At 68.8% G+C, this 13,163-nt stretch carries 10 protein-coding genes; 7 read left to right on the top strand and 3 right to left on the bottom strand.

The genetic code is table 11. The features are described 5' to 3' along the window. Positions 1-1,239 carry a multifunctional CCA addition/repair protein gene (locus tag NX784_RS04355; RefSeq protein WP_258815474.1) on the top strand — a complete coding sequence of 413 codons (1,239 nt, stop codon included), beginning with the start codon at positions 1-3 and terminating at the stop codon, positions 1,237-1,239. Here the strand turns inward: NX784_RS04355 and NX784_RS04360 are convergent. Next, positions 1,236-4,295, bottom strand: coding sequence for a ligand-binding sensor domain-containing diguanylate cyclase (locus tag NX784_RS04360; protein ID WP_258815475.1), 3,060 nt, complete (start codon positions 4,293-4,295; stop codon positions 1,236-1,238). The genes NX784_RS04355 and NX784_RS04360 overlap by 4 nt on opposite strands. Before the next feature lie 114 nt (positions 4,296-4,409). Here NX784_RS04360 and NX784_RS04365 point away from each other — a divergent pair, with 114 nt between their 5' ends. Further along, positions 4,410-5,069 carry a GNAT family N-acetyltransferase gene (locus tag NX784_RS04365; protein ID WP_258815476.1) on the top strand — a complete coding sequence of 220 codons (660 nt, stop codon included), beginning with the start codon at positions 4,410-4,412 and terminating at the stop codon, positions 5,067-5,069. Between the two features lie 6 nt (positions 5,070-5,075). Here NX784_RS04365 and NX784_RS04370 read toward each other — a convergent pair whose 3' ends face one another. Then, a complete protein-coding gene (locus NX784_RS04370) occupies positions 5,076-6,122 on the bottom strand; it encodes a LacI family DNA-binding transcriptional regulator (RefSeq protein WP_258815477.1) in 1,047 nt (348 codons plus the stop codon). Between the two features lie 317 nt (positions 6,123-6,439). Between NX784_RS04370 and NX784_RS04375 the strand changes: the two genes are divergently transcribed. The 5 genes from NX784_RS04375 (at position 6,440) to NX784_RS04395 (ending at position 12,233) form a co-directional block, all read left to right on the top strand. Beyond that, positions 6,440-7,381: an ABC transporter substrate-binding protein gene (locus NX784_RS04375; protein ID WP_258815478.1), complete on the top strand. Its 942-nt coding sequence runs from the start codon at positions 6,440-6,442 to the stop codon at positions 7,379-7,381. Positions 7,382-7,429: 48 nt separating this feature from the next. Beyond that, on the top strand, positions 7,430-8,938 hold the full coding sequence (locus NX784_RS04380) for a sugar ABC transporter ATP-binding protein (protein WP_258815479.1): 1,509 nt from the start codon (positions 7,430-7,432) through the stop codon (positions 8,936-8,938). Between the two features lie 8 nt (positions 8,939-8,946). Next, positions 8,947-9,975 carry an ABC transporter permease subunit gene (locus NX784_RS04385; RefSeq protein WP_370662908.1) on the top strand — a complete coding sequence of 343 codons (1,029 nt, stop codon included), beginning with the start codon at positions 8,947-8,949 and terminating at the stop codon, positions 9,973-9,975. 1 nt (position 9,976) lies between these two features. Further along, positions 9,977-10,897, top strand: coding sequence for a carbohydrate kinase family protein (locus NX784_RS04390; RefSeq protein ID WP_258815480.1), 921 nt, complete (start codon positions 9,977-9,979; stop codon positions 10,895-10,897). Positions 10,898-11,006: 109 nt separating this feature from the next. After that, a complete protein-coding gene (locus NX784_RS04395; protein WP_258815481.1) occupies positions 11,007-12,233 on the top strand; it encodes a maltoporin in 1,227 nt (408 codons plus the stop codon). Here NX784_RS04395 and NX784_RS04400 read toward each other — a convergent pair whose 3' ends face one another. Further along, complete coding sequence (locus tag NX784_RS04400) at positions 12,234-13,163, bottom strand: carbohydrate kinase family protein (RefSeq protein ID WP_258815482.1); 930 nt, start codon at positions 13,161-13,163, stop codon at positions 12,234-12,236.

Consider the following 13,163-nt stretch of genomic DNA (forward strand, 5'->3'; position numbering starts at 1 on the left):
ATGCAGGCGTACGTCGTCGGCGGCGCGGTCCGCGATGAGCTGCTGGGCCTCGCGGTCCAGGACCATGACTGGGTCGTCGTCGGCGCCACGCCTGACGACATGATCGCCAAGGGCTTTCGCCCGGTCGGCAAGGATTTCCCCGTGTTCCTTCATCCGGACACGCACGAGGAGTATGCGCTCGCGCGCACGGAGCGCAAGACGGCGCCCGGCTACCACGGCTTCGTTTTTCACACGGCGCCCGACGTCAAGCTGGAAGACGACCTCATCCGGCGCGACCTGACGATCAACGCGATGGCCCGCGCCGAGGACGGCACGATCGTCGACCCGTACGGCGGCCTGCAGGACTTGCGCGACCGCGTGTTCCGCCACGTGTCGCCGGCGTTCGCCGAAGACCCCGTGCGCATCCTGCGCGTGGCCCGCTTCGCCGCGCGGCTCCCCGATTTTACGGTCGCCGACACGACGCTCGCGCTGATGCGGCAGATGGTCGACGCGGGCGAGGTGGACGCGCTCGTGCCGGAACGCGTGTGGCAGGAACTGTCGCGCGGGCTGATGGAGCAAAAGCCGTCGCGCATGCTGGCCGTGCTGCGCGACTGCGGCGCGCTGGCGCGCATCCTGCCCGAGCTGGACGCGCTGTGGGGCGTGCCGCAGCCGCCGCTGCACCATCCTGAAGTCGATACCGGTGTCCACATGATGCTCGTGATCGACTATGCGGCCGAACGGGGCTACGACCTGCCCGTGCGCTTCGCCGCGCTGATGCACGACCTGGGCAAGGGTGCGACGCCGCCCGAACACTGGCCGAAGCACCATGGCCACGAAGGCATCGGACCGCGCCTGATCACGGACCTGTGCAAGCGCTTGCGGGTGCCGGCGGAATGCCGCGACCTGGCCGTGATGACGGCGCGCGAGCACGGCAACGTCAGCCGCGCCCTCGAATTGCGCGCCAACACGCTCGTCACCTTGTTCGAACGCTGCGACGGGTTCCGCAAGCCGCAGCGTTTCGCGCAGATGCTGCTGGCGTCCGAGTGCGACGCGCGCGGGCGCGGCGACGAGAACCACGAGCTGCGCCACCGAGACTATCCGCAGGCGGCTTACCTGTTGCGGGCGCTGGATGCGGCGCGCGGCGTGAACGCGGGCGAGGTGGCCGCGCGCTGCGCGGAGAACCGCGCACGGATTCCGGAAGCCGTGCACGCGGCGCGGGTGAGTGCCGTGAAGGCGGCGCTGCACGACGTGCGCGACTAGACCCGGTGCGCCGCGTCCTCCGCCGGCTGCACGTCGGCCGGGTGGACCATGCGCCATGTGTTCCGGCCCGCTTCCTTGGCATGGTACAGCGCCGTGTCGGCTTCCTTGTACAGCATGGCCGTGTCCCCGACGTGCGTGGACGCCAGGACGGCACCGATGCTGGCGCTGACGTGCATGGTGTGCGGCCCGAACGCGACAGGCGCGCGCATCGACTCGACGATGCGCCGGGCCACGTCGGCGACGATGGCGTCGCTGGCCGGCGTCAGGAGGACGGCGAATTCGTCGCCGCCCAGCCGCGCCACGCAATCGGTCTCGCGCACGGCCGCGCGCAGTCGCCCTGCCGCCGCGACGAGCAGCGCGTCGCCCGCATCGTGGCCCAGCGTATCGTTGATGTGCTTGAAGTGGTCGAGGTCCATCAGGAGCAGCGCGAACGGCGTGCCGTTGCGCCGACCCAGTGCGGCCAGACGCTGCAGTTCGTCGTTGAAACGGCGCCGGTTGGGCAGGTCCGTCAACGCGTCGTTGTAGGCCATCGTTTCCAGCTGCAGCTGGGTCGCGCGCAGTTCGGCGGTGCGGCTGGCGACCACCGCCTCCAGTTCGCGCTGACGCCGGCGCAGCAACGACGTGCGGGCTTGCACCAGCGCGGCCAGGAGTGCCAGCACGCAGACCGCGCCGAGCGCGTGCGCCCAGGGCTGCTGGTACCAGGCGGGCAGGACGCGGATCGGCAGTTCCAGCGTCGTCACGCCGCCGGCTTCGTCCGTGGCGCGCACGTGCAGGCGGTAGGCACCCGGCGGCAGGTTGTTGTAGCTGGCGCGGCGCACGGCCGTGTCGGCATCGATCCACGTGCTGTCGAAGCCGTCGAGCCGGTACGTGTAGCGCCGGTATTCGGGCGGCATGTAATCGAGCGCCGCGAACTCGACCGTGAAGCCGCGCGCACGATCCTCGGGCGCGATGGTCAGCGTGCCCGGCGCGGGCAACCTGGCCGGGCGTCCGCCCAGCATCAACTGCGTCACGGCGAGAGACGGCTGGGTTCGGTGGATGGCCAGCCGATCCGGGAACACGACGGAGAGGCCGGTGAGACCGCCGAACAGCACCTCGCCGTCGGCGCCCAGCGCGCCTGCGCTGCTCCAGTACGTGGGCACGTGGACGCCGTCGGCTGCGCCCAGCCGGCGGACTTCGAAGGTGTCGGGCTGCACGCTGGCCAGGTTGCGGTCGGTGCTCAGCCATACCAGTCCCGTTCGGTCCTGCACCATCATGTTGATGCTGTTGTCGGGCAGGCCGTCGGCCGTCGTCATGCGCCGGAACCAGCGCCGTCCCGCCCGATCGGTACGCTCGAGAATGGAAACGCCGTTGCCGAATGAGCCGATCCACAGGCGGCCCTTGCGATCGGTGAGGAGGGAGGAGATGAAGCCGTTCGGGGCACGCGTGCGGTCGGCGTTGTCGGCCGGCAGGCGCTCCACCGTCTTGCCATCCCGGTCGAGCCGGACGACGCCGCTCCGCGTGCCGACCCACACGGTGCCGTCGTCGAGCGGCAGCAGCGCGGTCACGCGGCGATCGCCGAGCGCCTGATCCTCGCGGCGCAACACCGTGCCGGGCCCGGCAGAGGGCATCCGTACGGCCCATAACCCGTCCAGTCCGCCCAGCCACAGCACGCCATCTTGCCAGGCAAGGGCCCACACGGCCGAGTCCGCACGGCGGCCGGGAATCTCGATGCGCCGCGTGCCGGCACCCTCGCCGTCGTTGCGGTACAGGCCTTGCTGGGTGCCGAAGTAGACGCCGCCGTCCGGCGCGTTCGCCATGCTGAGGACCCGGCCCTTGGGCAGGGCACCCGGCGTGCCCTCGACCCCGATCTCGGTGACGGTGCCGGCGTGCGGGTCGACGTCCACGGCACCGCCGGGAACGGACAGCATGACCTTGCCGTCGGGACGGGGCCGGATGTGATACACGCCGAGCCCGGGAACGTTGCCGATCGCGCGTACGGTCATCACACCCCGCGGGCGCGGATCGTGCTGGCTCAGCGCGGTTCTGGTGACGACGAACAGCTGGCCGCTGCGTTCGCGCAGCAGGGCGTTGATCTCGTCGTCGCGCAGGCTGTCCGGTATGTCGGCCCGGTAACGCAGGCGCCGCGTCGTTTCCTGCTGCACGTCGACCTCGACGATGCCGCCCGTCTCCGTGCCGAGCCAGATCGTGTCGGCATCCTTTTGCACGACCGCCGTCACACGCTCATGTTCCAGTGTGGCGTGCGCGCCTTGTTCCACGACGGACCGGGGCGCTGCGCCCGGTGCGGCCGCGACGAAGGCGCCGTTGGCGCTGGTGCCGATCCACACCCGGCCCGCTTCGTCCTCGTACAGCGTCCTGATCGAAGGTTCGTCGGGCCTTGGCCCGGCAAGGTGCACAGCCTGCAGCGGCGCAGTGTCGCCGGACCGGTAAAACAGGCCCTCGGGCGTGCCGATCCAGAGCCCGCCCTGGCGGTCGCGCAGCAGTGCGCTGATGCCGGGCGCCGGCAATTGTGGCGCGGCCAGTTGCGGCGCCCCGCTCGCCGCGCCGTGAAACCGGCCGCCGGCGTCGACGCGCGCCAGTCCCGCGCCGGTGCCGACCCAGATGCCGCCGGCGCCATCGTCGACGATCGCGGCAACGTGGGCATTGCCCTGGCCGCGCGGGGCCGTGCGCAGGGTGGCGAAGCAGTCGCACGCCGCGTCGTAGCGCGCGAGGCCGCCTGCGCTCGTCCCGATCCACACGCGGCCGCCCGCATCCGTGTGCATGCTCTGGATGTAGTTGTCGGGCAGGCTGCCTGGCTGTTCGGGATTGGCGTGGTAGAGCCGCGTGCGATGGCCATCCCAGCGCACCAGCCCGGTCTGCGTGCCGAGCCAGATGAAGCCGCTGCGGTCCTGGGTCAGCGAGGTGCCGGAATTCAGCGCATCTTCGTCGTGATGCCGGAACGATACCTGCGCGAACGGTGCCCAGGCCGAGGGCAGCGTGGCGGCCTGCGGGAACGATACCGCCAATAGTGTGCCGATCCACAAAACGGTAGACAGCAGGAATTGACGGGTAAATAACATGCGGGACTTCTAGTGTTTCTGTGGAATCAAGTGTACCCCGCTTCACATTCTGCAGGACAAGCGAAACGTGCGGTTCGGTAGAATGGGTGTGGTTGTATTGCACAAAGATCGATCATGCAGGACCATCCTCTGCGCCACTGGCTGAACAATTTGCTGAAAAAGAAGGGGCAGGCGGTGCTCGTCAAGGCGCTGGGCAAGCGCGACCGCCGGCGTGTCCTGCGCCACTTCCACGCCCTCGACCGCGACGACCGCCTGCTGCGCTTCGGCACCGTCCTGCCGGACGCACAAATCGAAGCGTACGTTGCGAAACTCGACTTCGCGCGGGACATCGTGTTCGGTGTCTACAACAGCATGTTCCGCCTCGTGGGCGTCGGCCACCTCGCGTTCGCGTCGCGCGACGCGCACCCGGGTAGCAGCCACGACACGGACAAGGAAAAAGTGGCCGAGTTCGGCGTCTCCGTGTCGAAGTCGGCGCGGGGGCAGGGCGTCGGCACCCGGCTGTTCGAACGCGCGGCCATCCACTGCCGCAATTCCGACGTCGACACGCTGTACATGCAATGCCTGTCGTCGAACCGCACGATGATGCACATCGCGAAGAAGGCCGGCATGGAGATCCGCCGCGAATACGGCGAGGCGGACGCCCACCTGCACCTGCCGCCGCCCAGCCCGGGCAGCGTGCTTGCGGAGGCCCTGGAAGAGCAGATCGCCAAGATCGACTACACGGTCAAGGCGAATGCGCGCGCCGCCGTCAAATGGTTCCGGCCGAAGCGCTGAGCGGCACTACGCGGAATCGCGCGGCACGAGGCCGCCCGTGAAGCGCTTGCGGTACGGTGTCGTGTCGGTGCCGTCGAGCTGCGCCTGCAGGCATTCCATCGCCGCGACGCCGATGGCGGCCACGTCCTGGCGGAACGTCGTCAGCGGCGGATACAGGTAGGCGGAGATCGGCAGGTCGTCGTGGCCGACGATGGCGAGGTCCTTGCCCGGTTCCAGGCCGAAGCGGCGGCAGGCCGACATCGCGCCGATCGCGAGCCTGTCCGTGCCGCACGCGAGCGCAGTGATGCCGGCGCGCTTCCCCGCGCCGCTCGCGAGCCAGTCGAGCACGTGGCGGAACGCATACGCTTCGAAATCCCACGACGGCTGCGTGCTGGCCGGGACGACGTGCGGTTCCACGCCAGCTTCCGCCATCGCTTCCAGATAGCCCGCCAGCCGTTCTTCCGGCGACGGATGCGCGACGGGCGGCGCCCCCAGGTACGCGGGCTTGTGGCCGCGGCCCAGCAGGTAGCGGGTCAGCATCGCCATGCTTTGCCGGTTGTCGTTCATGACGTAGTTGCAGTCTTCGTGGACGTAGCTGTCCATGTAGACGATGCGCATTTCCTGTTCGAGCCGCAGCAGCAGGGCGAGGTTGGCCTGCGAGGCGACCGCCGTCAGGATCACGCCGGCCACCTTCATCGAGCGCATCGTCATCAGCGCGGCCGCTTCCTCGGCCGGGTCGTTGTACGAGCACTGGATGATGACGTCCATGCCCAGCGCCTTCGCCTTTTCCTCGATGGCGCGCAGCGCCTCGGCGAAGAACGGTTCGTTCACCACGGGCAGGATGACGCCGACCATGCGCGAGCGTCCGCGCACGAGGCTCACGGCGTGCGGGTCGGGCACGTACTCGAGTTCGCGGCATGCCTGTTCGATGCGGGCCAGCGTGTCGGCCTTCAATCCTTCGCGGTCGTTGAAATACTTCGACACCGTCGCGCGCGACACGCCCGCGCGCGCGGCCACGTCGTGCATCGTGACGGGACCACGAGGGGCGGCATTCGTGTTGTGCGCAGGTTTCATCGTGATTTTGACTCGTGTAAATTTCTGTCGGCACCTTCCGGCCGAAGGCATGGCGCGGCGGCCGGTGCGTCGTCATCATAGCAAAAATACTTCGCTGCAATAAGAATTCTGGAAAGGCCCCTGCCGGCAGGGGCGAACACGGTTTGCTGCCGTGCCGTTGTGGTCGCTCAACTATTAAAAAATCTTTAAAAAATCTGTTGACGACAAAAAGTCGACACGTGTAAAGTTATTCGCAACGACACATCACAACAAGGGTGGCATGCCTCAGCGGACCACGAGCCGCGCCGCCCCCGATAAAACAGTTCGGAGACTACGTCATGAAAAAACAAGCCGTGTTCGGATGCATCGCGGCGGTCGCCTTCTCGCTGGCCGGCCCGGCCAGCGCGGCGCGGCCGCTGAAATCCGTCGGCGTCGCCGTCAGCGACCTCGCCAATCCGTATTTCGTCGCGATCGGCAAGGGCGCCAGCGACGCGGCCCGCAAGGTCGGCGGCGACAAGGTCAAGGTCACGACCGTGTCCAGCAAATACGACCTCAATACGCAGGTCGGCCAGATCGAAAACTTCATCGCCAACAAGGTCGACATCCTAATCGTCAACGCGTCCGATCCGAAAGGTATCGCGCCCGTGCTGCAGAAGGCGCGCAACGCAGGCATCGTCGTGATGGCCGTCGACGTGGGTGCCGACAATGCGGACGCGACGATCATGTCCGACAACACGATGGCCGGCACCGAGTCGTGCAAGCGCATCGTGGAGCGCCTGCACGGCAAGGGCAACGTCGTGATCGTCAACGGGCCGCCCGTCACCGCCGTCACCGCGCGCGTGGCCGGCTGCAAGCGGGCGTTCGCGGGCACCGGCATCCGCATCGTGTCGGACAACCAGGATGCGAAGGGTAGCCTCGATGGCGGCATGGAAGTCATGACGAACCTGTTGATCGCGCATCGCCGCATCGATGCCGTCTTCGCCATCAACGACCCCTCCGCGATCGGCGCCGAACTCGCGGTCAAGCAGGCCGGCCGCGCCGACGTGCAGATGGTCGCCTCCGTCGACGGCGCGCCCGACGCGGAAGCGGCGCTCCGCGCGAAGAACAGCATCTTCGCCGTCACCACGGCACAAGACCCCTACAAGATGGCCACCATGGCCGTCGACATCGGCTACGACATCATGAACGGCAAGCGTCCCGCGAACCCGGTCGTGCTGATTCCCACGCCAGCGATCACGAAGGACAACGTGTTCGCCTACAAGGGCTGGGCCAGCCACTAAAAATGCGGCCGGCCCGTGCGGCCGGTCCATCACCTCATCGGAGGAGACATGGCAACAACATCACCACCACCCGTGCTGGAGGTATCCGGCATCCGCAAGCGGTTCGGCGCCGTCACGGTGCTCGACGGCGTCCAGCTGACCATCCGTCCCGGCGAGATCCACGCGCTGATGGGCGAAAACGGTGCCGGCAAGAGCACCCTGATGAAGATCCTGGCCGGCGTGTACCAGCCGGACGCCGGCGAGATCCGCGTGGCCGGCAAGCTTGTTCGCATCGGCTGCTCGGCGGATGCGCGCGCCTGCGGCATCAACCTGATCTACCAGGAGCTGTCCGTCGCGGCGAACCTCACCGTCGCGCAAAACATCTTCATGGGCGCGGAGCCGCGCGGGCGCTTCGGCATCGTCGACACGGCCCGGATGAACCAGCGCGCGGCCGAGGTGCTGAAGACCCTGGGCGCCACGTTCGCACCCACGCGCATCGCGAGCGGTCTGTCGATCGCCGACCAGCAGCAGGTCGAGATCGCCCGCGCCCTCGTGCACGACAGCCGCGTGCTGATCATGGACGAGCCGACGGCGGCGCTGTCCGAACGCGAGACGGCGCGCCTGTTCGACGTGATGCGTGCGCTGCGCGAGCGCGGCATCGCGATCATCTACATCAGCCACCGCATGGCCGAGGTGCGCATGCTCGCGGACCGCGTGACCGTGCTGCGCGACGGCACGTGGATCGGCGAGCTGACGCGCGAGGAAGCGACGCCGGACACGGTCGTCCGGATGATGGTCGGCCGCGAACTGGGCGGCTTTTATGAACACACGGCGCGGCGCGCGCCCGGGCCCGTGCGCCTGAAGCTGGCCGGCGTGCACGGCGCCAAGGTGCATCCCGCGACACTGGAAGTGCGGGCCGGCGAGATCGTCGGACTCGCGGGTCTCGTGGGCGCGGGCCGCACGGAACTGGCGCGCCTCGTCTTCGGCGCCGACCGCCTCGCGGGGGGCACGGTCGAAGTGGATGGCCGGCCCGTGTCGATCCGCACGCCGCTCGACGCCATCCGCCTGGGCCTCGCGTACGTGCCGGAAGACCGGAAGGGGCAAGGCCTGTTCCTGCAACAGACCCTGCTCGCGAACGTGACGATGAACGTGCTGGGCAAGCACGCGCGCTGCGGCGTGCTGCGCCGGGGCGAGCTGCTGGACGTCACGCGCGATGCGATGTCGAAGCTGTCGGCGCGCGGCGCGGGACCGAACGGCATCATCGGCGGGCTCTCGGGCGGCAACCAGCAAAAGCTGCTGCTGGCGCGCTGGCTGGAAATCAAGCCGCGCGTGCTGATCCTCGACGAGCCCACGCGCGGCGTGGACATCGGCGCCAAGCACGAGATCTACCGGATCATCCACGAACTGGCCGACGCCGGCGTCGCGGTGCTGTGCATCTCGAGCGAACTGGCGGAAATCATCGGCGTGTGCGACCGCGTGGTCGTGATGCGCGAAGGCTGGCTCGCGGGCGAACTGGAAGGCGAAGGCATCACCCAGGAAAACATCATGGCACTGGCCACCCTGGCCCAGGCCGCATAGGAGACATCATGCAGACTCTGAAATCATCCCTTCCCGCGGCGCCGCATGCGGGCACGCACGGCGGCGTCAAGCAGGCGTTCTCGCGCATGTTCGCGACGATGGGCATGCTGCCCGTACTCGTCGCGCTGTACGTCGTGTTCTACTTCCTGACCGGCTACTTTGCCGAAGACGGCGTGTCGAATTTCGCGACGATGGCCAACACGATGAACGTGCTGCGCCAGAGCTCCATCAACCTCGTGCTCGCGACCGGCATGACGTTCGTGATCCTCACGGGCGGCATCGACCTGTCCGTCGGTTCCGTGCTCGCCGTGTCCGCCGTGCTGGGGATGATCGCATCGCTGCCGGGCCATGCGCCGTCGCTGTCGTTGCCCGTCTTCGTGCTCGCGGGCCTCGGCATGGGGCTGCTCAACGGCTTGCTCGTCGCCGTCTTCAAGATCAATCCGTTCGTCGTCACGCTCGGCACGATGACGGCGCTGCGCGGTACCGCGTACCTTCTCGCCGACGGCACGACGATCCTGAACCGCGAGATCCCGAGCTTCGAGTGGATCGGCAACGGCTCGTTCGCCGGCCTGCCTTGGCTCGTGTGGGTCGCTGCCGCGCTCGTGGTGCTCGCGTGGTTCATCCTGCGCCGCACGGTGCTCGGCATGCACGTGTATGCGGTGGGCGGCAATGCGCAGGCGGCGCGCCTCACCGGCATCAAGGTCGGTCTCGTCCTCGTGTTCGTGTATGCGTTTTCCGGCCTGTGCGCGGGCACCGCGGGCGCCATGTCGGCCAGCCGGCTGTATGGTGCGAACGGCAACTGGGGCTCCGGCTACGAACTCGATGCGATCGCGGCGGTGGTCCTCGGCGGCACGAGCCTGATGGGCGGTGTGGGCACGATCTGGGGCACGGTGACGGGCGCGCTGATCATCGGCCTCCTCAACAACGGCCTCACGATCCTCGGCTTGTCGTCGTTCTGGCAGTACGTCGCGAAAGGCACGGTCATCGTGCTGGCCGTGATGCTCGATAAATGGCGTTACCAACAACAGGCGAACTGACATGCAAGCACAACGACTCCCCCGCTACGTGGTCTTCGGCGAAGCGCTCACCGACATGATCCGCCAGGACGACGGCACGTGGCGCTCGCTGCCCGGCGGCTCGTGCTGGAACGTGGCCCGCGTCGGCGCGCGGCTCGGCGTGCCCACGGGGTATGCCGGCGCCGTCAGCATGGATGCCTTCGGCGACGAGATCGCGGAGGCGGGTGCCGCGGCCGGCCTGGATGCGCGCTTCCTGCAGCGTGTCGATGCGCCGCCGTTCATCGCGATGGTGACGTCGCGCCATCCGCCCCGTTACGTCTTCCTGGGCGAGAACAGCGCGGACCTGCACTTCCGGCCCGAGCTGCTGCCGGCCGGCTGGCTCGACGCGGCCGACGTCATCCACGTGGGCAGCCTGGCACTGGCGCGCGGCCCGCTGGCGCGGCGCCTCGTGGAACAGGCGCTGATGGCACGCCAGGCCGGCAAGCGCATCGCGTTCGACCCGAACTTCCGCACCGCGATGCGCGACGCGTCGTACCGGCCCACGTTCGAGCTGATCGCGTCGATCGCCAGCCACGTCAAGGTGTCGGACGAAGATCTGGAAGGCCTGTTCCCGGGCCTCGCGCAGCGCGACGCGCTCGCGGCGCTGCGCGCGCTGGCGCCGGCTGCCGAGATCCTCTTTACGCGCGGTGCCGACGGTCTTTCCCTGATCGGCGGCGATCAGGTGCTCGACGCTCCGGCATGCCGCGTCGACGTCGTCGATACCGTCGGCTGCGGCGACGCGTCGATGGCCGCGTGGATCAGCGGGCTGCTGCTGCATCCGGAGATGCCGGCACCGCGCCAGCTCGCGCGCATCGCGGCGGTGGCCGCCACGGCTGCCATGCATGCGGGGCCGTACGCGCCCACTGAGAACGAAGTCGAAGCCCTGCTCGAGCCTGCCCTGTAGGGTGGGCACGGGGTGCCCACCCTGCGAATGATCCTGTTCCATTGACCTGCCGCGGCATCTGCGCCGCGGCCGGACGGGACTCGCTTTGCCCAAAACATCAGGAGACAACATGCGCATGAACCACATCGCGCTGGCGCTGCTCGCGCTCGCGTGGAGCATCCCCGCGTCCGCGCTGGACATCCAGAACTACCTGCGCGCCAACGCGGCCGCCAATTCCGAGCACGGCGGCCAGACCTGCTTCGGCCTTGCCGGCGCGGGCGCCAAATACCGGCTCGGCAACGAGTGCGGCGTCTATGGCGAGACGATGCTGGGCCAGACCTTGCAGAACGGCGACGACGGCGAGCAGGTGAAGGCGTACGCGATGCTCAATCTCGGCAACGCGGCCGCGTCGAGCAATGCGAGGCGGCCGGAGGGCAGCTGGAAGATCGGCCTGCCGCAGGCGTATTTCGCGATCGAGCACCTGTCCGGGCTGCGCGGCGCGTCCGTGTGGATCGGCCGGCGCTACTACAAGCGCGAAGGCGCGAACGTCAACGACTTCCTGTACTGGAATCCGTCGGGCATGGGTGCCGGCATCGAGAACGTGCCCGTGGGCCCGATGCAGTTCAGCTACGCCTACCTGCACGACGACCAGCAGACGATGCCGATCATGCGCGTGGGCGACACGGCGAACCGCCACGACTTCCAGCTGCGCGGCATGCCCGTGAATCCGGGCGGGACGCTGGAACTGGGCCTCGCGCTGATCCGCGGCGACGGCGAGCTTGGCCACCACGGCGGCTCGATGGTCACGGTGCAGCACCGCCAGCGCCTGCTGGCCGGCGCCGGCGAGAACCGCCTCGCGCTGCAGTGGGGCACGGGCGCGGGCACGGACAACGGCGCGACGGGCGACATCACGAACGGCCGCGACGTGCACCGGCTGCGCGTCGTCGACAGCTGGTATGCGCAGGTCACGCGGCGCTTCGGCGCGGAACTCGTCGGCGTCTGGCAGCGCGACACGGCGCACGATGCGGCGAAAGCGAAGACGTGGGCGTCGGCCGGGGGACGCCTGTCGTACGGCCTGCGCGACCACGTGAAGCTGCTGGCGGACCTCGGCCACGACCGCGTCGCGCCGCAGAACGGCGACGTACGCCGGCTGACCAAGTTCACGGGCGCCGTCGCGTTCTCGTCCGCGCCCGGCTATTTCGACCGTCCCGAACTGCGGCTGTTCTTCACGCACGCGCACTGGAACGAGGCCGCGCGCGCGGCGGCGCGCGTGAACGATCCGCTGGCCGCCAATGGCATTTTCGGCACGACGCTGTCCGGCTACACCGTCGGCGTCACGTTCGAAAACTGCTGGTGATCAGGCATGCATCCCGGCCAGCAAGGTATCGATCGCAGCAAGCGACGGCGGCGTGGCACCGGCCGCGAGACACGCCGCGGCGCCCGCGGCGACGGCAAAGCGCAGGTGCGCGAGGCCGTCGCGTTCGGGCGCATGCAGCATGCTCCACGCGAGCGCCGCGATGCTGGCGTCGCCCGCGCCGACCGTGTCCACGGGCGTGATGCGCGGTGCCGGCACCTGCCACGACCCTGCGGGCGTATGCAGCGACGCGCCGGCCGCGCCTTTCGTGTACAGGTAGCTGGCATCGGGGTTCCAGCCGCGCAAGGTGGCGAAGGCGGCGTCGGCATCGTGCGTGCGCAGCAGGCCGGCGAGGTCTTCCTCCGACACCTTGATCACGTCGGCCAGCGCCGTCATGCGGCGCAAGGTGGGGTCGTAGTTCTCGTCCATCAGCGCGCGGAAGTTCGGGTCGTAGCTGATGCGTACCCCGTGCGCCTTCAGTGTCTCCGCGAGTGCGACGAGCTTGCCCGCCAGCGGCTGGCGCGCGAGGCTGATGCCGCCGAAGTGCGCCCAGCGGCACCCACCCATCCAGCCTTGGGGCAGCAGCGCGGCGTCGAAGTGCAGGTCGGCGCTGTCGTCGCCGACGAAGAAATAGCTGGGCGGGTCGAGCTTGTGCACGATGGCGAGCAGCGGCGATTTGTCGAGGCGCTGCAGGAAGCGGTCGTCCAGGCCGGCGTCGAGGCTGGCGCGCCACAGCTGGTCGCCGAATACGTCGCGGCTGACGGCGCCCGCGAACGCGCTGGGCGCGCCCAGCTTCGCCATCGCGCGCGCCACGTTCCACGTCGAGCCGCCCGTCACGCTGTGCCAGCGCGTGGCAGCGGCGTCATCGACGATCATGTCCGTCAGGGCTTCGCCTGCGGCGACGAATACGGGAAAGTCGCTCATGTCAATCAT

It is taken from the genome of Massilia pinisoli (assembly GCF_024753285.1).
GTDB classification, from domain to species: domain Bacteria; phylum Pseudomonadota; class Gammaproteobacteria; order Burkholderiales; family Burkholderiaceae_D; genus Telluria; species Telluria pinisoli.

Coding starts and splice junctions, on each gene's coding strand:
- NX784_RS04355 (WP_258815474.1), top strand. CDS start 1: ATGCAGGCGTACGTCGTCGGCGGCGCGGTCCGCGATGAGCTGCTGGGC.
- NX784_RS04360 (WP_258815475.1), bottom strand. CDS start 4,295: ATGTTATTTACCCGTCAATTCCTGCTGTCTACCGTTTTGTGGATCGGC.
- NX784_RS04365 (WP_258815476.1), top strand. CDS start 4,410: ATGCAGGACCATCCTCTGCGCCACTGGCTGAACAATTTGCTGAAAAAG.
- NX784_RS04370 (WP_258815477.1), bottom strand. CDS start 6,122: ATGAAACCTGCGCACAACACGAATGCCGCCCCTCGTGGTCCCGTCACG.
- NX784_RS04375 (WP_258815478.1), top strand. CDS start 6,440: ATGAAAAAACAAGCCGTGTTCGGATGCATCGCGGCGGTCGCCTTCTCG.
- NX784_RS04380 (WP_258815479.1), top strand. CDS start 7,430: ATGGCAACAACATCACCACCACCCGTGCTGGAGGTATCCGGCATCCGC.
- NX784_RS04385 (WP_370662908.1), top strand. CDS start 8,947: ATGCAGACTCTGAAATCATCCCTTCCCGCGGCGCCGCATGCGGGCACG.
- NX784_RS04390 (WP_258815480.1), top strand. CDS start 9,977: ATGCAAGCACAACGACTCCCCCGCTACGTGGTCTTCGGCGAAGCGCTC.
- NX784_RS04395 (WP_258815481.1), top strand. CDS start 11,007: ATGCGCATGAACCACATCGCGCTGGCGCTGCTCGCGCTCGCGTGGAGC.
- NX784_RS04400 (WP_258815482.1), bottom strand. CDS start 13,163: ATGATTGACATGAGCGACTTTCCCGTATTCGTCGCCGCAGGCGAAGCC.